Origin of the sequence: Joostella atrarenae, from assembly GCF_021764745.1 — a bacterium.
In the GTDB taxonomy this organism is placed as follows: domain Bacteria; phylum Bacteroidota; class Bacteroidia; order Flavobacteriales; family Flavobacteriaceae; genus Galbibacter; species Galbibacter atrarenae.
In genome coordinates this window covers 180274-205648 of record NZ_JAETXX010000006.1, presented here as the reverse complement: position 1 = coordinate 205648, position 25375 = coordinate 180274, and the positions used below count along the sequence as shown (strand labels likewise).

General features: G+C 34.0%; 18 protein-coding genes. 6 read left to right on the top strand and 12 right to left on the bottom strand.

What is annotated here, in order from left to right:
* Nucleotides 1–11 precede the first annotated feature (11 nt).
* The 10 genes from JM658_RS10885 to JM658_RS10840 all read right to left on the bottom strand — a co-directional run bounded on the left by JM658_RS10885 (nt 12) and on the right by JM658_RS10840 (nt 11716).
* Entirely contained in the window at nt 12–1055 is a 1044-nt protein-coding gene (locus tag JM658_RS10885; RefSeq protein WP_236959292.1) for a hypothetical protein, read from the bottom strand.
* A 163-nt stretch (nt 1056–1218) separates the two neighbouring features.
* The gene (gene tssD, locus JM658_RS10880) at nt 1219–1617 is read right to left on the bottom strand and encodes a type VI secretion system tube protein TssD (protein WP_236959291.1); all 399 of its coding nucleotides are present in this window, start codon (nt 1615–1617) and stop codon (nt 1219–1221) included.
* A gap of 332 nt (nt 1618–1949) precedes the next feature.
* Nucleotides 1950–3089: an N-acetyl-alpha-D-glucosaminyl L-malate synthase BshA gene (bshA, locus tag JM658_RS10875; protein ID WP_236959290.1), complete on the bottom strand. Its 1140-nt coding sequence runs from the start codon at nt 3087–3089 to the stop codon at nt 1950–1952.
* A gap of 140 nt (nt 3090–3229) precedes the next feature.
* Nucleotides 3230–6154 carry a glycoside hydrolase family 3 N-terminal domain-containing protein gene (locus JM658_RS10870; protein ID WP_236959289.1) on the bottom strand — a complete coding sequence of 975 codons (2925 nt, stop codon included), beginning with the start codon at nt 6152–6154 and terminating at the stop codon, nt 3230–3232.
* A 104-nt stretch (nt 6155–6258) separates the two neighbouring features.
* On the bottom strand, nt 6259–6744 hold the full coding sequence (locus tag JM658_RS10865) for an ABC transporter ATPase (RefSeq protein ID WP_236959288.1): 486 nt from the start codon (nt 6742–6744) through the stop codon (nt 6259–6261).
* An 81-nt stretch (nt 6745–6825) separates the two neighbouring features.
* Nucleotides 6826–7617 (bottom strand): (Fe-S)-binding protein, encoded by a 792-nt coding sequence (locus tag JM658_RS10860; RefSeq protein WP_236959287.1) that lies wholly within the window; start codon nt 7615–7617, stop codon nt 6826–6828.
* A 138-nt stretch (nt 7618–7755) separates the two neighbouring features.
* Nucleotides 7756–8202 (bottom strand): LNS2 domain-containing protein, encoded by a 447-nt coding sequence (locus tag JM658_RS10855; protein ID WP_236959286.1) that lies wholly within the window; start codon nt 8200–8202, stop codon nt 7756–7758.
* Nucleotides 8203–8228: 26 nt separating this feature from the next.
* A complete protein-coding gene (locus tag JM658_RS10850) occupies nt 8229–9557 on the bottom strand; it encodes a (Fe-S)-binding protein (protein WP_236959285.1) in 1329 nt (442 codons plus the stop codon).
* A 7-nt stretch (nt 9558–9564) separates the two neighbouring features.
* Entirely contained in the window at nt 9565–10521 is a 957-nt protein-coding gene (locus JM658_RS10845; RefSeq protein WP_236959284.1) for an MlaD family protein, read from the bottom strand.
* Between the two features lie 64 nt (nt 10522–10585).
* On the bottom strand, nt 10586–11716 hold the full coding sequence (locus tag JM658_RS10840) for an N-acetylmuramoyl-L-alanine amidase family protein (protein WP_236959283.1): 1131 nt from the start codon (nt 11714–11716) through the stop codon (nt 10586–10588).
* Nucleotides 11717–11764: 48 nt separating this feature from the next.
* Between JM658_RS10840 and JM658_RS10835 the strand changes: the two genes are divergently transcribed.
* The 3 genes from JM658_RS10835 (at nt 11765) to JM658_RS10825 (ending at nt 16662) form a co-directional block, all read left to right on the top strand.
* Nucleotides 11765–14548: a putative LPS assembly protein LptD gene (locus JM658_RS10835; RefSeq protein ID WP_236959282.1), complete on the top strand. Its 2784-nt coding sequence runs from the start codon at nt 11765–11767 to the stop codon at nt 14546–14548.
* 19 nt (nt 14549–14567) lie between these two features.
* A complete protein-coding gene (locus JM658_RS10830; RefSeq protein ID WP_236959281.1) occupies nt 14568–14948 on the top strand; it encodes a Rid family detoxifying hydrolase in 381 nt (126 codons plus the stop codon).
* A 121-nt stretch (nt 14949–15069) separates the two neighbouring features.
* The gene (locus tag JM658_RS10825; protein ID WP_236959280.1) at nt 15070–16662 is read left to right on the top strand and encodes a glycoside hydrolase family 10 protein; all 1593 of its coding nucleotides are present in this window, start codon (nt 15070–15072) and stop codon (nt 16660–16662) included.
* 29 nt (nt 16663–16691) lie between these two features.
* Here the strand turns inward: JM658_RS10825 and JM658_RS10820 are convergent, their stop codons facing one another.
* Entirely contained in the window at nt 16692–17441 is a 750-nt protein-coding gene (locus tag JM658_RS10820; RefSeq protein WP_236959279.1) for a DeoR/GlpR family DNA-binding transcription regulator, read from the bottom strand.
* A 230-nt stretch (nt 17442–17671) separates the two neighbouring features.
* On the opposite strand from JM658_RS10820, the gene JM658_RS10815 reads away from it, so the two are divergent.
* The 3 genes from JM658_RS10815 to JM658_RS10805 all read left to right on the top strand — a co-directional run bounded on the left by JM658_RS10815 (nt 17672) and on the right by JM658_RS10805 (nt 24279).
* A complete protein-coding gene (locus JM658_RS10815; protein WP_236959278.1) occupies nt 17672–20899 on the top strand; it encodes a SusC/RagA family TonB-linked outer membrane protein in 3228 nt (1075 codons plus the stop codon).
* A 16-nt stretch (nt 20900–20915) separates the two neighbouring features.
* Nucleotides 20916–22628, top strand: coding sequence for a RagB/SusD family nutrient uptake outer membrane protein (locus JM658_RS10810; RefSeq protein ID WP_236959277.1), 1713 nt, complete (start codon nt 20916–20918; stop codon nt 22626–22628).
* 94 nt (nt 22629–22722) lie between these two features.
* The gene (locus tag JM658_RS10805; protein WP_236959276.1) at nt 22723–24279 is read left to right on the top strand and encodes a glycoside hydrolase family 10 protein; all 1557 of its coding nucleotides are present in this window, start codon (nt 22723–22725) and stop codon (nt 24277–24279) included.
* A gap of 114 nt (nt 24280–24393) precedes the next feature.
* On the opposite strand, the gene JM658_RS10800 is transcribed toward JM658_RS10805, so the two are convergent.
* On the bottom strand, nt 24394–25251 hold the full coding sequence (locus JM658_RS10800; RefSeq protein ID WP_236959275.1) for an N-acetylglucosamine kinase: 858 nt from the start codon (nt 25249–25251) through the stop codon (nt 24394–24396).
* Nucleotides 25252–25375: the final 124 nt, after the last annotated feature.

Here is a 25375-nt window from a genome sequence, read left to right as displayed (position 1 = left end):
AAATTTATACATTATCTCTTTAACTCTTTTAAAGGGTTATACTTAGGCGCTACATAAGTTTTATCTATTTGTATCTCTCTAAACAGCGGTTCTCTACTCGAAGGAAAATCTCTTAGGGGTTTGTTATCCCAAAAACCCGAATCTCTCCCAATGTATTTATCCAATCCTTCACTTATATCAAACGCATAGTCTAATATACCGTAAATAGCAATTCCAATCAAAACGGCTGGTGCTCCTGCAGCAGTAGCAGCAATACCAACTACCAAAAGAGTTCCATCTACTACCGTATGGGCGTCCCAGATATCTGATAAAACTTCATATCCAATATTCCCAACAGTAAGAACATCCCCTATAGGCCCTAGTTTTTTTCCTATTTTACCTAGCCTCTTTGCTCCTTGAAATATTTTACCTGCCTTGGCTGGTTGCCCAACTGTTTTAGCAACTTTAGATATTTTGTAGGCATAATGCCGCTTAAATTCTTTTGGAATACTCATATAAACGGAAGCAGCATCATCTAACATTCCTACATTATCTGTTGTTCTATTATATACTTGTCCACCAAAACTTTTCCAATCAAAATCTTTTACTTCGGTAACTTGTATAGTACTATTTTCCTTGATATAAGCTTCTACATCTTCTGCTGCAGGAGTATGTACTATTTCCCTATAATTCCCATTGTGTGATATTGTTACTCTAAACCCGTTGTTTGACGTTGTAGCAAAATCAATATATGCATCACTAGGTACCATTTCCCATTTATTACCTACAAAAACCTCTACATAATTAGCTGTTCCTGTGCTACGTATAAATTCTCTAAAATTTGGTGGATCTATTGGGATTTCTTGCTCTAATTCTTGGTACTCTTCAAAAGCTATATCATTTAATATATTAGGTAATTCAGAGTCATTATCTAATAAGAACTTTATGTCCTTACCCAAAGCATCTCCAAAAGATTCATCATGAGACAACTGACTATTCTTCGTTAAATGCCATGCTGTATTTACTGATTCTTGTAAGTAAACTTTTAACCGATCTAACTTAGTCTCATCATTCATATAATTATATGTCTTTTTATTACATAAAAACAAAGGCGGTTTCTAAAACGTGGGAAGCAACTTGCTCCTTCTGTTTTGAAAACCGCCTTTATAAGGTTTACAATAGCAAATTTATGTATAGCCTACTCCGAACATATTGTATGGTAGTTGCTATACGTTTGCATTATGCTTTTGGCCAACGGTTGTCAATAGAAGCATTACCAATAACAATCTCTTCCGCAGAAACTGTAAAACGAATCTTCATTGGAATATCTCCGTTAACATCTAATATCTCTTTGTAGTATACTAAGTAAGCATTTTTAAATTCTACTTCTTTCATCTTAGCATCTTCTTCTGTTTTCTTGTAGATGATTTTTCCATCCACAGCCTTAAACTGACTGTTTAGCATCGCTTCGATTACAGAAGTATCTTCTGTAGATTCTACCTCTAAAGTAACACGACCTCCATATACATTGGATGCTGGTTTACCTTTTTTATCAGTATCTCTACTGAATGCATAATCTGAATACAATACATCGAATTCTTTTCCGCCTAATTGAAGGCTGGCTCTAAATGATCCCATTTGTTTAAAATTTTAATAAATTAATACTAGTTAAATGTTTTAAACTCCTGGATAATTTCGCTCTTAGTGGAAGTGTAGTGATTTTTTAAGTTGACGTCTCAACTACTATTTTATATCATTTAAACAACCTTTGAAAGAGAATAAAAATACCCAATCGCTAAATATATACTCAATAGTAATTCATATTTACCTTAAAAACAAATAATTATATAGATTTTTTACTAAACAATAGAAGAAATACTCGTTTAGAGAGGTGTATCTTACAAAGATTGTACATAAACACATAACTAACTTAAAATAAGTAAGTTATTTTACAAAAAAAGTAATTACTGTTAGCTAGCACTAAAAACTTTACGATATGCTTTTTCGTAGATCTCTTCGTACATAGGTACGATTTTATGAATATCGAACATGGTAGCTTGAGTTCTTGCTTGCTTTTTATAGGTATCCAAAACAGTTGGATCTTTTAGAATCTTAATAGCATTGGTGGTCATAGATTCTACATCGCCAACATTACTTAGGTAACCACTATATCCTTCTTTATTCACTTCTGGAATACCTCCTGTATTACTAGAAATTACAGGGACTTCATTTACCATGGCTTCCAAAGCAGCTAGACCAAAACTCTCTGTTTCTGAAGGCAGTAAGAATAAATCTGAAAAACAAAGTATCTTATCTACTTCGTTACTATTCCCCAAGAAAACAACCTTATTCCCTATTCCGAGTTTATCACATAAGGCTTCTGCTGATTCTCTTTCTGGACCTTCTCCTACCATAATTAATTTGGCAGGGACTTCTTTTTGAATTCCATAAAAAATATTAATAACATCAGGAATTCTTTTTACCTTTCTAAAGTTACTAATATGTGTAATAATACGTTCATTATCTTGAGCCATCATTCCACGTTGGCAATCGGTAAATGGATGGTTGTATTTAGAGACATCTATAAAATTAGGAATCACATGGATTTTCTTTTTGATATCGAACAATCGTATCGTATCCATTTTTAGGCTTTCAGAAACAGAAGTTACTACATCCGATTCATTGATACTAAAAGTAACAGCGGGCTTATAAAATGGGTGGTTTCCTACTAAAGTTATATCTGTTCCATGCAAGGTGGTAACAATAGGAATCTCAATGCCTTCTGTTTTTAGCATCTTTTTTGCCATATAAGCTGCATATGCATGGGGAATAGCGTAATGAACGTGTAAAACTTCCAACTTATGGAGCTTTACCATATCTACTAATTTACTCGATAGAGCAAGTTCATAGGGCTGATAATGAAATAACGGGTATTCTGGAACATTTACTTCGTGGAAATGAATTTTTCCACTTAATAAAGCTAAACGAACAGGTTGTTTATAGGTGATAAAATGAATTTCATGTCCTCGTGTAGCTAAAGCCATTCCTAACTCTGTGGCTACTACTCCACTACCACCAAATGTTGGATAACATACAATCCCTATTCGCATATTTCTTTCTTTAAAAGTCTTAGTTTAGATTTCCATTGATTTAACTAAGGTAGTATTCTAATCAATATACTTTCTATAAATTATCTTAAAACTAAGTCGGTAGAAACGATTTCTATTTACAAAAACAAGTACAATTTTTACTATCTTTCTATTGCTTCATAGATAATCTCCTGAATTACAGTACGTGTTCCTTCCGAAATTAATTTCCTATTGGTCATGGTTGGATAGGTTCTATTTGATAAAAAGATATATACAAGGCTATCTTCTGGATCTACCCACGCATAGGTTCCTGTAAATCCACTATGTCCAAAACTTGTCATTGATACACACCCACAAGTAGGTCCAGATTCCCCTAACTGAGGTTTATCAAAGCCTACACCTCTTCTATTCATTTTATCGCAATAATAGCAGGTATTGAATTTATCTAATGTTTCTGAACTAAAATAACGCTTCCCTCCGTAATATCCCTTTTGAAGATACATCTGCATCATCTTTGCTAAATCGTTTGATGTACTAAAGAGTCCGGCGTGACCACCAACACCACCTAACATTGCTGCTCCCATATCGTGAACATAGCCTTGAATGGTCTGATGTCTAAAATAATCGTCTACTTCCGTAGGAACAATCTCCCCTTTTCCAAATTTATCAAGCGGATTATAAGTTGTGTAATTCATCCCCAAAGATTTATAAAAATGATCTTGGGCAATTTTATCTAAAGGGCGATTATAATAATTTTCTAAATAACGTTGTAACAATAAAAAAGGGAGATCACTATATCTGTACTGAAGTCTAGTTAGCAACTCACTCTCTTTTATCTGATCTATAATAGAGTCTTTATAATCGTTTCTGATATATAAATGGTCTGCTACTTGTGTATTAAAATTTTTAGTTGGATTCTCCTTATAATATTCTGGTAAAGGCTTTTTTGTTCCTTTATCTATGGTACTCAGGTAAAAAGGAATCCAAGGCTTTAAACGTGCGTAATGAGATAAAACGGCTAACAACCTTAAATCACTCTTATTACTCCCTTTCAATTCTGGCAACATTTCTCCCAAAGTAGAATTAAAGGTTAATTCCCCCTTTTCTACCAATTGCATAATATTTGGAAGGGTGGCTGTTATTTTTGTTAAAGAAGCTAGATCGTATAAATTATTGTTTGTTACAGGCTCGGCATCAGCGCCATAAGAAAACTTTCCGAAGCTCTTGTTATAAATTACTTTTCCTTGCCTAGCGATTAAAATTTGCCCCCCAGGAGTAACTCCTCCGCTAATTGCAGTTTTCATTACAGAATCGACCTTTTTTAGAGTCTTAGCATTCATTCCCACTCGTTCTGGAACACTATACCCCAATCTTGATAATGAGTTTGTTAAAAAACCTCTGTTTTCTGGTAGCTTTTCGTGTGCCATTACTGGTAAACTCCCTTTTGAGGCTATGGCTCCAAAAATAAGCTCCGCAGATTTCTCTTGAGAAATAGGATCGTTTAAATAACTAACAATAATAGTCTCAATATTATCTATACTCTGTAAGTCTAATAATGCATATGGTTTTACAAAAGCATCTAAAATAACTTTTTTCTGCCTTGCTATTTCATAGATCCAAACCTTATCTTGATCAGAAATATCAGCTGCTTTCCAAGGTGTTTCAGTACTTCTATGATGACCAATAATCACTAAATCATAAGGCTTAATTCTATTGGTAAGATCTGCTAAATTATCTGCATGGATATAGCTTACTTTTGTATATTTCTTTAGCGTGTTTACAAAAGTCTTATTATCGCCATCCCCTAGTCCTACATAAGCAATACTTTTTTTATCTAAATCTCGAAGCGGAACTATCTGATCTTCATTTTTTGCTACAGTAATAGCATTTTCCATTACTTCTTCATACAAAATAGAATCCTCTACACGGTTTAAGTCTTCATATAAATTATGAGTATCAACAGGCTTATAATTATTCAAACCTACTTTGTATTTTGCTCTTAAAACTTTCTTTACTGAATATGCTAATCGCTCTTCAGTAATAACCCCATTATTATAAGCTTCAATAAGTTTTGTAATTCCTAACGGAGTATCTCCAGAAATTAAAAGCATATCATTTCCTGCTAAAAAAGCAGAAAGATCTACATTTCCTGAATCTGCATAGTTTGCAACACCTTTCATTTCCAAAGCATCAGTAAAAATGAGTCCGTTAAACTGAAGCTTCTCTTTTAATAATCCTGTTACAATCCCTTCTGAAATAGAAGATGGATAACCAGGACGCGACTCCAAACTAGGTACATTTAAATGTGCCACCATAACGCTGGCAAGTCCGTTCGGAATTAATTGTTTGTATGGATATAACTCTACGCTGTCTATTCTTTCTTTACTGAAAGTAATAGTAGGCAAGGTTTTATGAGAATCTTGTTCTGTATCTCCATGTCCAGGAAAATGCTTAGCATTTGCCAAAACACCTGCAGATTGCATCCCATCCATAAAAGCCAATGCTTTTTCTGTAACCTTATCTCTATTTTCTCCAAAAGAGCGGTTTCCTATAATTGGGTTCTTAGGGTTTGTATTGATATCTACATCAGGAGCAAAATTAATATGCATCCCCAAACGTTTTGTATGCTCTCCAATATGCTTTCCTACCTGCCTTATTAAGTCGTTATCTTTTACTGCTCCTAAAACCATGTTGTATGGAAAAGCAAATGTAGAATCCAAGCGCATGGATAATCCCCACTCGGCATCCATAGACATTAACATCTTAACTTTAGATAACTCCTGTAATTCGTTATTTAATTTAGCTTGACGGAAAGGTCCCCCTGTAGAAAATATAACACCTCCTACTTGATAATCTGATACTAATTTTTTTACTCCCTCTATATGAGCACTTCCTTTATCTGAAAAAGCGCGGATCATAAATAATTGTCCTACTTTTTCTTGAAGCGTTAAGGAATTATATATACTATCAACCCATTCTTGCTGCTGTTGATAATCTTTCGTTTCTAACGGATCTTTTTGTTGAGAATAGCCTTTTAAAGCGGCTAAAAGTAATACAACAACAAAAACACTTTTTTTTAAAATCATTTAATAATTTTTATTAAAAAGGATAATTTCTGTGAATAGAAATTGATTTTGCTGCACAAAAAACGACGAATTATATTTAAAAGTATGTTCTCTACCTTTAAAAGTTAATTCATAAATCTCGCGTGCCAACTATCTCTAGCAGGCACTTCCCAATAATTCTGATATTCTTCTTTATTGGTTACTAAATTATTAAATACAATCGTGTTTTGAGACACAGCCTTTTGTTTGGCCATTTTCTTAAAATCGATAAGGGGCTTGTAGGCAATAAAATCACCTTGTCTGTAGGAGACATTCATTTTATCAAGCAGGGTCACATTATAATCCTGCTCTAGCTGTTGGATAAATCGAACTGAGGCGTCGATAGAACATCCACTAGCTACATTAAACTCTTGATCTAATGCTATTATTATAAATCTTTTATAACGGATCTCAAAAGAAGCCTTTAGGTTTGCTCCATGAGCTGTCCATTGCTCTATAAAAGATTCTAATCTATTTTTTAATTCTTCAATTTCTTCTTTGGTAAAACTTCTATTGGCTTGGTAAATCCAAACTCTTGCAGATTCTGTTAAATCGTTGAAAGCTACGTACATTTTCTTTTAATTTTAAAAAGATTCCTTTTCTTATTTTCTCACTAAGTGAGTTATTTTTATTCTAAGATTCTAGCTTAAAAGCTATAAATCTTCTGCATTTGCTATAAGTTCCGCTACATCCATTACATCGATGCTTGCTTCTTTATCTTTTCCTTTTACACCATCTGTAAGCATGGTATTACAGAAAGGACAACCAGCAGCAATAATATCTGGTTTTGCTTCTATGGCTTGCTCTGTACGTTCTATATTAATGTCTTTATTTCCTTTTTCTGGCTCTTTAAACATTTGTGCACCTCCAGCTCCACAGCATAATCCTTTTTTTCTGCAGCTTTTCATTTCTACTAGTTCTGCTTCTAGCTTCTGAATTAATTCACGTGGTGCTTCATACACATCATTCGCTCTTCCTAAGTAACAAGGATCGTGGAAGGTGATTCTTTTACCTTTAAACTTTCCTCCTTCAATAGTAAGTCGTCCTTCTTCTAAAAGAGAACGTAAAAATTGTGTATGGTGAATTACTTCATAACTCCCTCCTAAAGAAGGATATTCATTTTTAATTGTATTAAAACAATGCGGACAAGCAGTTACAATTTTCTTAACCTCATAACCATTTAACACCTCAATGTTTGTCATTGCCTGCATCTGAAACAACATTTCATTACCAGAGCGCTTTGCAGGATCTCCTGTACAACTCTCTTCGGTTCCTAAAACAGCAAAATCTACCTTTGCTTTATTTAAAAGCTTAACAAAGGCTTTTGTGATCTTTTTAGCTCTGTCATCAAAACTTCCAGAACAACCTACCCAAAATAATACTTCTGGAGTTTTTCCTTCCGCCATCATCCCTGCCATTGTAGGCACATTTATTGCTTCACTCATGCTGTTTTCCTTAATTTATTATGCTTCAGTATTAAAAAATATCCTTTCGAGTGGAGCTAAAATAGCTTATTTTTAATTCCACTCGAGCAGACATTTACATTTTATTTAAGCGATTATAATTTGATATAAAATCAATTATTAATCGTGCTTTCCGTCATCAAAAACTTGGATTGTTACTTCCTTATCAATAAGATCTGTAAACCTTCCGTTGTAACGAGTAGCTTTTACCAAGTGATTGTCTATCCAATGGTAGTTTCCACCTCTTGGTTTCCCCATTACCATTCCATGATATTTAAAACCATGTTTGTTTAACCAATCTTCGGTTGTTTTTCTATGATCTTCTGTACGAGAAGTAAAGAAGTAAATAATATGTCCTTCTTCAAACCATTTGTTTAGCGTTTTTAAAGCATCAGGATAAACTTGTGCTGTTGCCATACGCTCTGGCTCTTCATTAGGAATATCATCACAGATAGTTCCGTCTATATCGATTAAATAATTTTTAATTCCTTTTGGTAAAACAGGACTTATATGTTCCCCGTCTTCTAATTTTTCATTAAGCAAATTTTCAACTTCTTCTTTGTTCATTATTTAGTTATGTTTGTTGGTGAATATTAATCATTTTTCCAATTTAATCGATCCATTTGGTTGTATGGCCATGGCGCTCCGTTATTCTCAATATTCCCCATCATATTATTCAGCTCCATTGGTGCTGCAGATTGCTCCATTACTAAATAACGGCGCATATCCATAATTATTGATAGCGGACTAATACTAACGGGGCAAGCTTCTACACACGCATTACAAGTGGTACAAGCCCACAATTCTTCTTGCGTAATGTAATCATCTAACAATTGCTTACCATCGTCTACAAACGTACCTTTATTGGCATCGATATTTTTTCCTACCTCCTCTAATCGATCTCTGGTATCCATCATGATTTTACGAGGAGATAATTTTTTTCCTGTCTGACTTGCTGGACATTCGCTTGTACAACGCCCACATTCTGTACAGGTATATGCATTTAATAGCTGTACCCAATTTAAGTCTGATACATCTGAAGCTCCAAATTTTTCTGGTTCTTCATCCATATCACCTTCCGCTGGTGCAGCAAATGGATCGGCATCTGGATCCATCATTAATTTTACTTCTTTGGTAACCGACTCTAAATTATCAAATTGCCCTTTCGGATTGATGTTTGCAAACCATGTGTTTGGAAATGCCAAAAGAATATGTAAATGTTTAGAGAAATATAAGTAGTTAAGGAAAATTAATATCCCAATTATATGAAGCCACCATGCTGTTCTCTCTACTAAAATTAGAGAAGATTGCTCCATATTCTCAAAGAGAGGAACAAACAACTGACTTACAGGAAAAGCTCCTGCTTTTACATAATGAGGAGCATCCATTAATTGGAGTGTATAATCTGCCCCATTCATCGTTAAGAATAAAAGCATCAATACTACTTCGAAATAAAGAATGATATTCCCATCATTTTTAGGCCATCCTCTCATTTCAGAATAAAAGAATCGCTTTAATTTTATTATGTTTCTACGGATCCAAAAAATGGTTACCGATACAATTACTAGTAGCGCTAATATTTCAAAAGAACCAATTAAAAAGTCATATACAGATCCTAGAGGTGCAAATATTCTGTGTGTACCAAAAAGTCCGTCTATAATAATTTCTAATACTTCAATATTGATAATTATAAAACCTACATATACTATTATATGAAGAAATCCTGCGATAGGTTTCACCACCATTTTTTGCTGACCTAAAGCAATACGAGCCATATTTTTCCAACGGATATCTTTATTATCTGTTCGATCTACGGCTTTTCCAAGCTTTATATTTCTAACTAATTTTTTAATGTTATTAGCAAAATATCCAAAGCCTACAATTAGGAGTACTGCAAAAAGTATTTGTGGAATATAATTCATCTATATATTAATTAGTTTCTTCTTCTGGTGCTGGTTCTTCGTATGGCTTCGCTTTCTTTCCAAATAATGAGAAATGTACGTAACGCTTCGGATTCAATCTAAGATCTTCTAAAAGCAATTCTAACTCCATAGAAGCATCTGTTAAATTGGTATACAACTCTTCATCATTAAGTAACTTCCCTACTGAACCGTCTCCAGACTCAATCTTCGTCATGATATTATTCAACTTCGCCATACTACTTTGAAGGTCACCAATAGCAGCTCCTACATCTGCTTTTGCTAAAGAATCGCTTACATTAGAGAGATTCGTAGTTAAATTATCCATATTAGAGATAGAACGATTCAGCTTGTCTTTATTTTCAGAAAGTAACACATTTAGAGAACCAGAGGCTTCACTAAAATTCGCTATTACTTCATCTAAATTTTTAATACTATTCTTAATACTGGCTCTACTATCTTCATCCAAAATATCGTCTACACCAACCATTACAGAATCTGCATTTTTTAATACAGCATCTAAACTTTTCTGGAGTGGCGATAACTTCTGAGTAACCAATTCTGTAATTCCAGGTTGAATATTACTCCTTAAAGTATCTCCGTCTTTAGATTGCTCGCTATTATCATACACAGGAACTACACGAAGACTTTTACCTCCAATAATTCCAGTATCAAATATTTCAGCTATACTATTTTTAGAAAATTGGAAATCGTTGTTTACAGAAAAAGTAATCACCAAATCCCCTTTGCTATTTTTAAAATCAATATCATTCACACTTCCTACAGGCAAACCATTTATAGTTACCGTAGTTCCAGAAGCTAGCCCGTCTACATTTTTGTAAACAGCATGGTAAGTACGGGTAGAATTAAATAACTTATTTCCTTTTAAAAATGAAAAGCCTAAGATAAACAAGACAATTCCCCCTATTACTATAATTCCAGTTTTTAATTCTTTAGTTAATTTCAAAAGCTTTTATTTTTTAACTGTAAACAACAAAATTAGAAATAATTTATTAAGATTGGTTCTAATTTTACATTGAATTAATTACTGACTTCACTTTTACTTTCTCACCATTTTTAAAAGCTACAACAAAACTACTTTTATAACCCTTCTTTATTGCTTGCTGCTGCAATACCTTCACTTGATCATAAGTAGTAACTTCACCATAATAATAACGATAAATATTGCCTTCCTTTTCTTTGCTGATAGGTGATAAACCTTTAAAATTGTATGCTTTTGTCTGAATGGATTTAGATCCGGCAGCTATTTGCACCCTAAAAGTAACTCCTTCCATACTATTATTTGAAGCTGCTGTTGCTACAGAACTAGAACCAGATGGCGGCAAATGGTCTTTCACTTCAAAAGAAAAATCATCTCCTACATTTTCATCTACAGCACGTTTATAATTAAGAATTGCATCTGCAATAGAAGTAGCCATATCCGATTTCCCTTTTCCTGAATTTAAATAAGAACCTTCAGGTTTGTAGGTTAAAAAGCCAGTTTCTATTAAAACACTTGGCATAAATGTTTGATGCAATACAATAAACCCTGCTTGCTTTACTCCTCTATTTACACGTTTTAATTTTCCTGTGAAATTATCTTGAATCGATTTTGCCAACAATATACTCTGATCTAAAAACTCTTCTTGCATAATTGTAAGTCCAATAAAAGACTCTGGAGAGTTGATATCATAACCTGCATAATTAACCTCATAATCGTCCTCCAAATAAATTACGGAGTTCTCCTTTTTTGCTACGTCAAAATTCCTTTCGTTGACATGAAGTCCAAGAACAAAAGTTTCTGTACCGTGAGCGCTAGAATTATGAGAATTACAATGTACAGAAACAAAAAGATCAGCTTTAGCTTCGTTCGCAATTTTTCCACGTACATATAAATCTACAAAACTATCATCTTTACGTGTGTAAACGACTTTAATATTTGGATTGCGACTTAAGATTTCTCCAACCTGAAGTACAATTTTCAAAGCAATCTCTTTCTCTTTGAATCCGTTACCTAAATTCCCAGGATCATGCCCCCCATGTCCAGCATCTAAAACGACAATAAATTTACCATCATTCGGAGGAGTAATATCCGAAGAATATATAGACTGCGACAAGCTTAAGCTTATCAATAAAAAAATCGTACTAAAAAAACTATTCATAAAATAATAACGGTTTATAGCTGTTATTTATTTGATTAAAATTTGTTAATGTATAACAAACAGACAAAAAAATATGCGTATGTTTGGCAGGGCAAAAACCGCGCCACTCTTTATACAAAAATAGGATTAAAAGCTTTGCAAGCAAAGAAACATAACATACTTTTAGCGCTATTCACTCTGTTTATCAGTGGTGTCTTTTATGCGCAAGAAAGACCTCAGGTTCAAGCACTCGATATTCAGTTCCAAGAAGAACCAAAAGACACTGTAAACATTAGTGCTGACGAAGTATTGACGAATACTGCTGTAATAGATACCACAGCAAGAGATACGATTGCTAAAGACACTACAAAACAAGGTTTTCTTCAAGGAAAAATAAAATACAAGGCTAAAGATTACATGAAAATGAGTCGGGTGGAGAAGAAAATCTACCTGTATAATGAGGCAGAAATCTATTACCAAGATTACGAATTGAAATCAGGAATAATAGTGATTGACTATACAACCAACGAAGTTTATGCTGGTCGAATTAAAGATTCTACAGGAGAATTATCACAACCTCCATACTTTAAACAAGGAAACAGTGTTATAGAACCCGATTCTATTCGGTTTAATTTCGACACCAAGAAAGCTCTTATTTTCAATTCTAGAACGGAGCAATCTGTTGGAGAATCTATGAATGTTTTTGCGGAGATTGTAAAAAAAGAAAATGACTCTGTATATTTTTTAAAGGAAGGAAAAATAACTACTTCGGAAGATGTAGACAATCCTGATTATTATATACGAGTTCGTAAGGGTAAATTTGTTCCCAATAAAAAGATTATAGCTGGGTTTAGTAATATGTATATTGCAGATGTACCGACACCAATAGCGGTACCTTTTGCATATTTTCCAATGTCTCAAGAAAGACGAAATTCTGGGATTATAATGCCTACACCTGGACAAACCAATTCTAGAGGATACTCCTTACAGAATGGAGGTTACTATTTTGCTATTAGTGACTATTTTGATCTTGCTGTTCTTGGGGATTATTACACCAACGGAAGTTATGGATTGCGAACAGAAACCAACTATGCTAAAAGGTATAGGTACCGTGGATCTGTGAGGCTTAGGTATGAAAATAATATAACCAGCCAGCGTGGTTTCCCAGATTATAGCAGGGGAACTATTTACAATATTCAATGGAATCATAGTCAAGACGCAAAAGCAAGTCCAAATTCAAGACTTTCTGCTTCTGTTAACTTTGGTAGTAGCCAGTATTACCAAGATTCTTTTAACCAATTGAATACACCGAATTTCTTGAATAACACCTTGCAGTCGTCCATTTCATATAACAAAACTTTTCCATCCTACCCGATGGTGAATTTAAATGCCACTACTTCCATTCAGCAAAATACGAACGACCAATCGGTAAACATGACGCTTCCTAGTTTACAAGCAAGCATGGAACGTATTTATCCGTTTGCAAAAAAGGATGGTACCAAAAGGGGAATTATTCAAAATGTGAATTTTCAATATAATTTCAAGGCAGAAAATAGAATTAGTACAATAGATACGTTGCTTTTTAAAAGTGAAATGTTTGATGATGCGAAGTCTGCTTTTCAACACACCATTCCGATTAGCACAAACTTTAAAATCTTTAAATTCTTTAGTACTTCCGTAGGAGCAAATTATAATGAAGTTTGGCAATTAAAAACCATAAAGCGTAATGACTACGATGAATTACTAGAAGATGCTACCATCGATACGCTAAGTGGATTTGATCGTTTTGGAACATACAATTTAAATGCTAGTATAGGAACCACTCTTTATGGTACTTTTAATTTCGGTGAAGATAAAAAAATACAGGCTATTAGGCATACCATGAGGCCTTCTGTAAGTTATGGATACACACCTTCTTTTGAGCAGTATTACGATGAATATGTAGATGAGGACGGAGTTAAACAACTATACTCCCCTTTTGAAGACGGACTATATGGTACTCCAAGCTTAAGTAACTCGAATAACATTGGTCTTTCGCTAAGTAATGTTGTAGAAGCCAAAGTAAGAGATAAAGATACTACAGCCACAGAGCCTAAAAAAGTGATGTTGCTTAACAACTTAAACTTTAGCACAGGATATAACATTGTTGCAGATTCTCTTCCATGGAGCCCCGTTAGAGTTAGTGGAGGTACACAGTTCTTTCAAAATAAAATGAGTGTTAACTTCGGTGCTACTTTAGATCCTTACGCCATTGATAATAATGGTACGAGAATAGACCTTTTTAACTACGAAAATGGAGGGAGTTTATTTAGAATGACAAGCGCCAATATGAATGTTAGTTATTCTATTAATAGCAAGACTTTCTCTGGTGATGATGATAAAAAGAAGATGGACAACACAGAAAGTGGTGGTCGTGATGATGATTTATTTGGGCGTGCGCAAGATTTTAGTGACGATCGTACTTTTGCTGACGAAGATAAAGAAGATAAAGAAGAAGTGCCCACAGAGGCTTATTCTGCAAAGCTCCCTTGGGATTTAAGGCTCGCATACTCCTTAACTTATTCCAATAGCAATAGGCAGAATGAAATTACCAACAACTCCCTGATGTTTTCAGGGAATATAGACCTTACCCCACAATGGAAAGTAGGAGTATCTTCTGGTTACGATTTTAAAAACAACGGATTTACCTACACACAATTAAGGTTTGCGAGAGATTTAAAGAGTTTCCGACTTAACTTTAACTGGGTACCATTTAGCTCTCGAGCATCATGGTTTTTCTTCATCGGAATCAAGTCTTCTATGTTGAGTGACCTTAAGTGGGAAAAGAGAAGTGAACCAGACAAAACATTATAATTTATAAAACATTTTTCAGATGAAAAAAATAATCAACACCGATAAAGCACCAGCTCCATTAGGACCATACAACCAAGCTGTTTTAGCAAACGACACCCTCTTTATTTCTGGTCAGATTGCCATCAATCCAGAAACTAATGAATTAATTACAAGTGGTGTTGAAGACGAAGCGAAATTAGTTATGAAAAACTTAGAAGCTGTTCTTTCTGCTGCTGATATGACCTTTGAGAATGTAGTGAAAAGTTCTATTTTTTTAAACGACATGAACGATTTTGCTAAAATAAACGCTATCTACGGAGCTTATTTTGATGAAGCTACTGCTCCCGCTAGAGAAACAGTTGCTGTGAAAACACTACCAAAAAGTGTAAACGTAGAAATTTCTATGATTGCTGTTAAATAATAGTTACCCCAATAAACTTATTAGCGACTCCTCTATTCTATTTTAAAAGTAATTTCTTTTTTTAACTGAATCGTTTTCAGTAAAAAATAGATACACTTTCTATACCGTCAATTTTGTATTTATGAAGTCTTTACTAAAATTTAGTTTTAGAATAGTAGCGCTTATTATAATATGTGCATCTTGTAAATCTACCAAGGTAGCTACAAAACCAACTACCCCAAAGCCTCCTAAAGCTCCTGTTGAAAAAAATGAAGATTGGAGTATCCCTAACGAAAACGGAGTCTACAAAAAATGGGACGCCAAAACTCCAATTAATATAGAGGAATTTAGAGCTGCTTGGATAGCAACAGTGGCAAATATAAACTGGCCAAGTAAACCAGGGCTTTCTACGGAAGCACAAAAAGATGAAGCTGTAAAGCTCTTGGATTTCTTAGAAACCCATAATTATAATGCTGCTATTTTTCAAGTGAGACCACAAGCAGATGCATTATATAGAAGTACGCTAGAGCCTTGGTCTCATTATTTAACTGGAAAGCAAGGAATAGCACCTTCTCCCTATTACGACCCTTTAGAATTTTGGATTGAAGAGGCACATAAAAGAGGTATTGAGCTCCATGTATGGCTTAACCCATACAGAGCACATCATTCTAAAAATAATGAGATAAGTGACGTCTCCATCGTAAAAAAGAATCCTGAACTCGTTGTAGAATTAGAAAACGGAATGTGGTGGATGGATCCTTATTTGGAAGAAACTAAAGCCCACTCGCTAGCAGTAGTTAAAGATATTGTAAGGAGATATGATATCGATGGAGTACATTTTGATGATTACTTTTACCCATATGATTCTTATAACAATGGAAAAGATTTTCCAGATGATAAGAGTTGGCAACAATACTTAAAATCAGGCGGTAAACTTTCTAGAGGTGATTGGAGAAGAGACAATGTAAATAGTTTTGTAGAAATGGTCTACAAAGCGATAAAAACTGAAAAAAAAGATGTCAAATTCGGAATTAGTCCGTTTGGAATATGGAGACCAGGATACCCTGCATCTGTTGTAGGTTTTGATGCTTATAATCAACTTTATGCTGATGCAAAATTATGGCTCAACAAAGGCTGGATAGATTATATCGCTCCACAATTATATTGGAAAATAGATAAAGAGGGACAGCGTTTCCCTGATTTATTAAAATGGTGGGAAGGAGAAAACACACTTCATAGACACTTATGGCCTGGTTTAAAAATGGATCTTGATGGAGATGAACAGAATACCATAGAGATTGTAAATCAACTGAAACTAACTCGAGAGATTCTTCCTGAAAGCAAAGGAGCTATTCATTGGAGCATCGGTCCTCTTTTAAAATACCAATCGCTAGCAGAAGGCATTAAACAACAATCTTATGCTAAAAAAGCATTAGTCCCTCCTAGCCCATGGTTAGATAATACACCACCACAAAGGCCAAATATAAATGTAACTTTAAGAGCAGGACAAGTAAATATGGTATGGAATCACCCCAATAAAAAGGATATTTCTAAATATGTACTTTATTATAAATATGCTGAGAAAGGTTGGGATTACATTATTTTAAATGAAAGCAATATCTCATACAGACTCCCCGTAACAAATGCTAACAAACATAAAATTGAAAAAGTTGGAATTACTGCGGTAGATTGCGTTGGGAATCAAAGCTTATTTTTCGAAGAGAATATTAAATAAGTTTTCAAATTAAATTTCATGCTTTAAAATCACATAAGTAAGATTTTTCTTTCCTTCAAAGCCTTCAACTTATTACTATTTGATGGTAGCTCAGTTATTAAAATATCGACTTCCTCCATATCACATATTTTATAACGTTGAATAGTATTCAATTTTTCAGAAATTACTGGACAAACGACTTTCTTAGATGCTCGAATCATCGCTTTTTTCAACTGAACTATATCCCAATCAAATTCAGTCAACCCAAAATTAACATCAATAGAATTAGTCCCTAAAAAACAAATGTCCGCCTTAATATTAGATAATAAATTTAACGCCTCTCCTCCGATAGAAATTTGTGAGCTCTTGGAAACTTTCCCCCCTATAAAAATAAGCTCAATATTTTGTTTAGTAAGTAAAAGATTTGCCACAGGAAGACTTGGAGTAAAACATGTTATATGAAGATCTGGAGGTAATAGTCTTGCCAATTCCATATTAGTTGTTCCTCCACTTAATAAAACGACTTGACCTTTTTTAATTAAATTTATTGCTTTTGCTGCTATTTTAGATTTTTTTTCAAGAGAATAAATATCATCTCTTTTAAAATTATAATTATCAAAACCAAGTGATATAGCCCCTCCGTGAACTTTCTTTAATTTATTCTCCTTATGCAGTTCAGTAACATCTCTCCTAATTGTATCCACTGACACCTTGAGAACCTCTGAAATATCATTAAGTAAAATTCGATTATGAATTCGAACTTCATTTAATATAATCTGCTTCCTTTCTGCTTTTAACATATCACAATTAAACTATATAAAAATAATAAAAATACCATTTTAAAGAATAGTTTTTACTTTTTATTGTAAAAAGTTGCAAAAAACAAACAAAAGTTGCAAAAAAAAGCATTTTTCATAAATTTATTTTTAATTTTAATGATATAACATTTATTTAACAATTTTAAAAAAATAAATTAATGCATTGAAAATAAATGTTTTATATCACAACAAACCAACTTAAAGAACTAGTTATGAAAAAAAAACTCAACAAATTATTGCTGTTTTTTGCAATTATTTCATCCTTATCCCTAATGGGACAAACCAGACCAATTACAGGTAGTGTATTAGATTCTGACGGAGTCCCACTTCCTGGAGTAAGCGTTGTAGAAAAAGGAACAAAAAATGGTGTTGCTACTGATTTTGACGGTAAGTACTCCATAAACATTGCCTCGCAATCGAATGGTACCTTAGTGTTTTCGTACCTAGGCTATATTACACTAGAAATGCCTATTAAAGGACAATCATATATCAGTGTAGAGCTAAAAATGGACGTTACAGGTTTAGATGAAGTAGTCGTAGTAGGTTATGGTAATCAGAAAAAAAGAAATTTAACTGGTGCTGTAGCTACTATTGATAGTAAGGTATTAGAATCAAGACCCATAACAGATATAGGAAGAGGACTACAAGGAGTGTCTCCGGGGTTAACAATTCAATCAGCAAGTGGACAAATTGGGCAAGATCCAATTATTAAGCTACGTGGTTCAGTAGGTACCTTAGGTACTTCAGGAGGAGCTAGCCCACTTATCTTAGTCGATAATGTTGAAATTCCGAGTTTACAATCCATTAATCCAGAAGATGTAAAAGATATATCTGTATTAAAGGATGCTGCTTCTACTTCTATTTACGGAGCTCGTGGGGCTTGGGGAGTTATTCTTATTACAACCAAAAGTGGTAATAGACAAAGAACACCTACGGTGAGCTACTCAAACAACTTTTCATGGGCAACTCCTACAGAAACCCCTAAAGTTGCTCCAGCAGCAGAAGGAGCAGAAATGGCCTTTGCTGCTGTCAATAGAAGAATTCCTTCTTTAGATGCTTTTGGATTGGTCGGAATGTACTTAGACCAAACTGCTATTGAAAAAATGAAAGAATGGGAAAACCTTTATGGAGGGCAAGATCTAGGAATGGAAATGGTTGAAGGACGTGATTATGAGGTAAGAGACGGAAGACTATTTTTTTATAGATCCTGGGATCCTGGAGAAATGTTTGTAGATGATTGGGCATTACAACAAAAGCATGATGTTTCTGTTTCAGGGGGAAGCGAACGTACTAACTACTATTTAGGATTAGGATATTTAAATCAAGGTGGAGTTTATAAAACGAACCCTGATGAATACAAACGCTATAATGTTAATTTGAGTATTAATACAAGCGTTACAGACTGGTTAGATATAAGAGCAAAAGTTTTAAACACAAATTCTATCACCACAGAACCTTTTAAATTTGGTTCTGCAACTTACGATGCATGGTACTACACCACTAGATGGCCAGCGTACTATCCTTACGGTACAGTAGATGGAAAACCATTTAGAAATCATATATCTGAAGTTGAACAAGCAAAAATGAATGAAAAAGATTATTCATTATCTCGATTAAATCTTGGTACTACTATTAAACCAATCAAAGATTTGTCCATCAACCTTGATTTCACACATGACAGAGAAGAGGAGCATGAACATCAAACAGGTGGTACTCTTTATGCTTATAATTTTTGGGCCCAAGGAGCAGATTTTTCATATGGTCCATATAGCAGCCCTGCTTACGATAGGGTACAGTACAATTCTGAATGGAGTAGAAGAAATACGGCAAAAATGTTTACTAATTATAGTGCTTCTTTTAATGACGTACATGATTTTAAATTTACAGTTGGTGGGGATTTAGAAGAATATGAAGATTGGTTTCAATATTCACAAAGAAGAAATCTATTAAACCCTGATCAAGGAGAGTTAGATTTAGCAACAGGAGATCAATTTGTTGGTGGTGATAGAGATAAGTGGACTACGTTAGGTTTCTTCAGCCGTGTTAATTATAGCTATAAAAATAAAATATTATTAGAGGTTAATGCAAGATATGATGGTTCTTCAAGATTATCGAGTGATAAAAAATGGGGGTATTTCCCTTCCTTTTCAGCTGGATACGTTATAACTGAGGAAAAATTTATGGAAAGCCTAAAACCTACCTTGTCGTTTTTTAAATTCAGAGGATCATACGGTTCAGTAGGAAATCAAAATACTTATCTATCAAACATTTACAGAATAATGTCATCGTATAATTCTGGATGGCTTATAGATGGACAGAACCAAGTAACCACAGGAACACCTGGAGCTATACCTTCATCTCTAACTTGGGAGACAATCACAACATTAGATCTTGGTTTTGACGCTAAGTTTTTTAACGACAAACTAGGTGTTGTTTTCGATTGGTACGAGCGTACAGTTTCAGATATGCATAGTCCTGGAGTAACATTACCTAGCTCATTTGGAACCTCATCTCCTGTTAGAAACTACGGAGAATTACAAACCACTGGTTGGGAACTAGCTATTAATTTTAGACATCAATTTAAAAACGGACTAAATATCAATGCTACTGCCACCTTAAGTGATTATAAAGAGGAAATAACAAAATATGCAAATACTACTAAAGGTATTTACTCCTACTACGAAGGAAAGCAACTAGGAGAAATTTGGGGGTATGAGACTGATCGTTTCTTTAATGAAGGAGATTTTAATTCTGACGGAAGTTATGCAGACGGAGTACCTAGCCAAGAGCTATATGAAACTAATGGATGGTTTAATTATGGACCAGGAGATATTAAATATAAAGATCAAAACGGAGACGGAGTAATTGATTATGGGTCTGCTACTGTTGGAGATACTGGCGACATGAAAGTTATTGGAAATACTACACCTCGCTATCAATATGGTTTTCAATTTGGAGCAGATTGGAAAGGTTTCGATTTAAGTTTTTTTATGCAAGGTGTTGGGAAAAGAGACTTCTGGGCTAATGGTCCTGTTTTTATTCCTGGATATCGCTATGCAGAAGCATGGTATGAGCACCAACTGGATTATTGGACACCAGAAAATACCGATGCATATTACCCAAGGCCTAATGACCAACAACAATCTAATGGCTCTATGAACTTTTTGCCACAAACTAAATATTTATTAGACTTATCTTACTTAAGAATGAAAAACTTAACCTTTGGTTACACCATTCCACAATCGTTAACTTCAAAAATAAATATTGAGCGTTTTAGAGTTTATTTTAGTGGAGAAAATCTATTTGAGTTTACAGGAAGTCAAATTCCAGTAGACCCTGAAGTAGACTACACTACTGCGGGGCTAAACGACACCTCTTCTTACGGGAGAGTATATCCATTCAGAAGATCTTTATCTTTTGGTCTACAATTAACTTTTTAATTTAAAAATGTAAGCGATGAAAAATATATATAGATTATCAATAATTCTAGTATCCTTGATATCATTTTTTGGTTGTGAAGATGATTTTTTAGATCAGCCTCCAAAAGATTTACTAGTTGATGAAACCTACTGGACAAATGAAGGAAATGTAAGAACTTTTGCCTTTGGGTTTTATACAGGATACTTTAGGGGATATGGTTCTGGATATACTTGGGGTAGCTATTTCTCTGGACAATCTCTAAATGATGATTTTGCTCCTACGAATCCACCTCAATTTCAACAACAAGTACCTGCCTCTGGAGGAGGTTGGTCTTTTAGCTACGTTAGAAAAGCAAATATTTTTATTAATAGAGTTCAGACTGTTCCGATGGAAGAAGAAGCAATTAACCATTGGACAGGTGTTGGAAGATTCTTCAGAGGAATGGAGTATCACGATCTAGTTAACAGGTTTGGAGATGTCCCTTATTACGATGAGGAGTTGTCCGAAAATGATTCAGAATTGTTATATAAAGAAAGAGACGATAGATCTTTCGTTATGGATAAAGTTCTAGAAGATTTCCAGTTTGCTGCAAATAATGTAAGAACTACAGTTGATGCACAAGGAAGTGAAGTGAACAGAGATGTTGTACTAGCCTATATGTCAAGAATATTCTTATTTGAAGGTACATGGCAAAAATATCATGAAAATAACACTAGTAAAGCAGCAGAATATCTAGAAGCTGCAAAATGGGCGGCAAAACAAGTAATAGATGGTGGTAATTACTCTTTAGGTAATTATAGAAATGTTTTTAACTCTTTAGATTTAGCTAGTAACCCAGAAGTGATTTTATTTAGAGAATATGAAGCAGGCTTATTAACTCACTCTCTAAATAGTTATAATAATAAAGAACCACAAACAGGGGCTTCTAAAAATGCCTTTGAATCTTATTTAGCTAATGATGGTCTTCCAATCGATATATCTCCTGCTTATCAAGGTGATATGGGAGTTGAGAATGCTATGTCCAACAGAGACGCTAGGATGTATGAAACCTTTGTACCTAATGTTTTAAGAATAAATGGAATAGACTTCAATTTCTCTACAACTGGTTATGCTGTTCATAAGTTTTTAAATGAAGAAATAAAAGATGACCCAGAAGGCAGTTCAAATCTAAATCCAACAGATGCCCCTATAATTAGATATGGAGAGGTATTAGTTAATTATGCAGAAGCTGCAGCAGAGTTAGCTTCTGTTGGAGGCCCTTCTCTATCCCAACAAGATATAAATATTTCTATCAATGTATTAAGAGATCGAACAGGGGTTAATTTACCTCACTTACAAGTATCAGGATCCTCGGTTGCTGTAAACGGAACAACCTACGATGACCCTAATAGAGATTCTGATGTAACTCCTATTCTTTGGGAAATAAGAAGAGAACGAAGAATAGAACTGATGATGGAAGGCTTTAGATTAGACGACTTAAGAAGGTGGAAAAAGCTCGAATATACAGATATGATTGAAAATGAAGATATAAATAGAGGTGCTTGGATTGTAAAATCTGATTATCCAGATGCTAATCTCGAAAGTATTAGTCTTACGGAAGGTGACCAAGGATATATTATCCCAGCATCAGCCCAAGAATCAGCTAGAGTTTTCGACAATCCTAGAGTTTATTTAAGCCCTATTCCATTAGACCAAATAAAACTATACAGCGACCAAGGAGTTGTTTTAGAACAAAACCCTGGCTGGTAACTATAGAAACTATCATATAAGTTCTCTTATTTTAAAGGAGAGCTTATATGATTTTAATATAATTAAATTTAAATATTCCTTCCAACACTTAACAATGACTAAAAAAATAATTTACTCACTACTCCTTTTCTTATTTATAATCTCTTGTAAATCTGAGGCAACCTTAACATACTATAATAAAAAAGATGGCGTAAACCTATCAAACAAAAAACAACGTAATCAAATTTGGAACCCAAAAACTCCCTATAATATTGAGGAATTTAGAGCCGCTTGGATAGCAACAGTGGCAAATATCAACTGGCCAAGTAAACCAGGCCTTTCTACGAAAGTGCAAAAAGACGAAGCTATTAAACTTTTAGATTTTTTAGAGCAACATAACTATAATGCTGCCATTTTTCAAGTAAGACCACAAGCAGACGCTTTGTACAAAAGCAACTTAGAGCCTTGGTCTTATTATTTATCTGGAAAACAAGGTGAAGCTCCATCTCCATATTACGACCCATTAGAATTCTGGATTGAAGAGGCTCATAAAAGGGGTATTGAACTTCATGTATGGCTTAATCCATATAGAGCTCATCATACTCAAGGAAAACAAATTACCGAAAAATCTATCGTAAAAATGCATCCAGAGCTTGTAGTAAAACTCGAGAATGGAATGTATTGGATGGACCCTTCCTTAGAAGGCACCAAAGAACATTCTCTAGCAGTAGTTAAAGATATTGTAAAGAGATATGATATCGACGGAGTACATTTTGATGATTATTTTTATCCATATGATTCTTATAATAATGGTAAAGATTTTCCTGATGACAAAAGTTGGCAACAATATTTAAATTCAGGCGGGGAACTTTCTAGAGGCGATTGGAGAAGAGACAATGTGAACAGTTTTATAAAAATGGTTTATGAAGCTATTAAAGAAGAAAATCCTTCTATAAAATTTGGTTTAAGTCCATTTGGAATATGGAGACCTGGATATCCTCAGTCTGTTGTTGGATTTGATCAATATGATAAACTTTATGCAGATGCTAAACTATGGCTTAATAAAGGATGGATTGATTATTTTACCCCACAGTTATATTGGGAAACCAATAAGATTGGACAAAGCTTTCCTGAACTACTAGGCTGGTGGGAAAATGAAAACACTCAACAAAGACATCTTTGGCCAGGTATAAAAATGGATCGTGGAGGAGGAGAAAAAAATGCGGATGAAGTTATCAATCAAATTATGATAACTCGAGGAATAACACCTAAAAGCAAAGGATCCGTACATTGGAGTATAGGTCCTCTCATTAAATATGATTCGCTTTCTATAGCCATTAAAGAAAAGCCATATGCTAAAAAAACTATCGTTCCGCCTAGTCCATGGTTAGACAACATCCCTCCACTGCAACCTACTTTGAGAGTCGAGCAAAAAGATGAAATCATTAACTTAGAATGGAAACATTCTACAAAAAAAGAAATATTTAGATATGTTGTTTACTTTAAATACAAAGGTAAAAACTGGGATTATATAATACTCAATAGAAATGATTTTTCAACCTCACTCCCATTTTATGAAGGGGACTCTAAAAATCCTTTAATAAAAGTTGGAATTACTGCGGTAGATCGCGTTGGGAATCAAAGTTTATTTTTCGAAGAGAATATTAAATAATATTCATACTTATATGCTTTGAAGCTATAAAAATAGCGCTTCGTTGAATTATTTACAAAACAAAAAGGCTGCTTAGAATCTTGTAAGCAGCCTTTTAATTATATATTTTATATACTATTCAAAAAGAACAGATTTATGATATTCCACTAATCCATCAATAGGTCTTCTTAAAACCTTACCAATAGACAATCCATTTTCAGAAAGCGCTTGTTTTAACTCATCTTGTAGATAATAAGCAATACTTCCAATAAAATGAACAGGAACATCTTTTGCTTGTTCAAATTGGGTAATAGAGTTATCTATAAATAACTGCATTCCCTTTCTGATTAAAGCTTGAGAATATTCTTCATCCTTGTTTTGGATCAAAAACTTAGCAAACGTTGCCAAATAGGTATTTGGATTCGGTTGCTTATACAAATGATTTTTTATACTATCTTCTTCTAGATCGTATTCACTTGCAAATTTCTCGGCTAATTTTTTTGGTATTTTATGGTAGTAAAAATCTCTTAGAAGTTGTCTTCCAAAATAATTACCACTACAATCGTCCATTAAAATATATCCTAGTGAGGTTACTTTCTGGAACAATTCTTTACCATCCCAATAGCTACAATTAGAACCAGTTCCCAATATACATACAATTGCATGTTGATCTGGATCTACAGTAGCGTAAATAGCAGCATATGTATCTTCTTTTACTGAAATTTTAGCTTCAGGAAAGTACTCTACAAAAATACCTTTTAAAAATTTTCGCATTCTATCTGTACCACAACCAGCTCCATAAAAATATAGTTGTGTTACTTCTTTACGATGTTTATAGAGTTCAAAATTATTTGCTAGACGTTCGTCTATAATTTCCTTTGTTAATACTTCAGGACTTAACCCTAAGGTCTTTGTTACAAATAACTTGTTCCCTTCTTCATCTAATGCGATCCAATCAGATTTTGTTGCACCACTATCTACAATTAAAATCATACGTTAAAATTAAATTAATAGCTTCCTGAAAAACTATTAAGTCTGCTTTAGGTTTCTCGAAAATCAGTAAGAATAAGCCTTAATAATTGTATTAAGGCTTATAACCTACCAAATAGTTAGCTCT

What these genes read in the sequence shown, in the direction of transcription:
- JM658_RS10800 (WP_236959275.1), bottom strand. Translation starts at nt 25,251, where the DNA reads ATGATTTTAATTGTAGATAGTGGTGCAACAAAATCTGATTGGATCGCA.
- JM658_RS10830 (WP_236959281.1), top strand. Translation starts at nt 14,568, where the DNA reads ATGAAAAAAATAATCAACACCGATAAAGCACCAGCTCCATTAGGACCA.
- JM658_RS10870 (WP_236959289.1), bottom strand. Translation starts at nt 6,154, where the DNA reads ATGATTTTAAAAAAAAGTGTTTTTGTTGTTGTATTACTTTTAGCCGCT.
- JM658_RS10865 (WP_236959288.1), bottom strand. Translation starts at nt 6,744, where the DNA reads ATGTACGTAGCTTTCAACGATTTAACAGAATCTGCAAGAGTTTGGATT.
- JM658_RS10840 (WP_236959283.1), bottom strand. Translation starts at nt 11,716, where the DNA reads ATGAATAGTTTTTTTAGTACGATTTTTTTATTGATAAGCTTAAGCTTG.
- JM658_RS10860 (WP_236959287.1), bottom strand. Translation starts at nt 7,617, where the DNA reads ATGAGTGAAGCAATAAATGTGCCTACAATGGCAGGGATGATGGCGGAA.
- bshA (WP_236959290.1), bottom strand. Translation starts at nt 3,089, where the DNA reads ATGCGAATAGGGATTGTATGTTATCCAACATTTGGTGGTAGTGGAGTA.
- JM658_RS10805 (WP_236959276.1), top strand. Translation starts at nt 22,723, where the DNA reads ATGACTAAAAAAATAATTTACTCACTACTCCTTTTCTTATTTATAATC.
- JM658_RS10825 (WP_236959280.1), top strand. Translation starts at nt 15,070, where the DNA reads ATGAAGTCTTTACTAAAATTTAGTTTTAGAATAGTAGCGCTTATTATA.
- JM658_RS10820 (WP_236959279.1), bottom strand. Translation starts at nt 17,441, where the DNA reads ATGTTAAAAGCAGAAAGGAAGCAGATTATATTAAATGAAGTTCGAATT.
- JM658_RS10815 (WP_236959278.1), top strand. Translation starts at nt 17,672, where the DNA reads ATGAAAAAAAAACTCAACAAATTATTGCTGTTTTTTGCAATTATTTCA.
- JM658_RS10810 (WP_236959277.1), top strand. Translation starts at nt 20,916, where the DNA reads ATGAAAAATATATATAGATTATCAATAATTCTAGTATCCTTGATATCA.
- JM658_RS10835 (WP_236959282.1), top strand. Translation starts at nt 11,765, where the DNA reads ATGTATAACAAACAGACAAAAAAATATGCGTATGTTTGGCAGGGCAAA.
- JM658_RS10855 (WP_236959286.1), bottom strand. Translation starts at nt 8,202, where the DNA reads ATGAACAAAGAAGAAGTTGAAAATTTGCTTAATGAAAAATTAGAAGAC.
- JM658_RS10885 (WP_236959292.1), bottom strand. Translation starts at nt 1,055, where the DNA reads ATGAATGATGAGACTAAGTTAGATCGGTTAAAAGTTTACTTACAAGAA.
- tssD (WP_236959291.1), bottom strand. Translation starts at nt 1,617, where the DNA reads ATGGGATCATTTAGAGCCAGCCTTCAATTAGGCGGAAAAGAATTCGAT.
- JM658_RS10850 (WP_236959285.1), bottom strand. Translation starts at nt 9,557, where the DNA reads ATGAATTATATTCCACAAATACTTTTTGCAGTACTCCTAATTGTAGGC.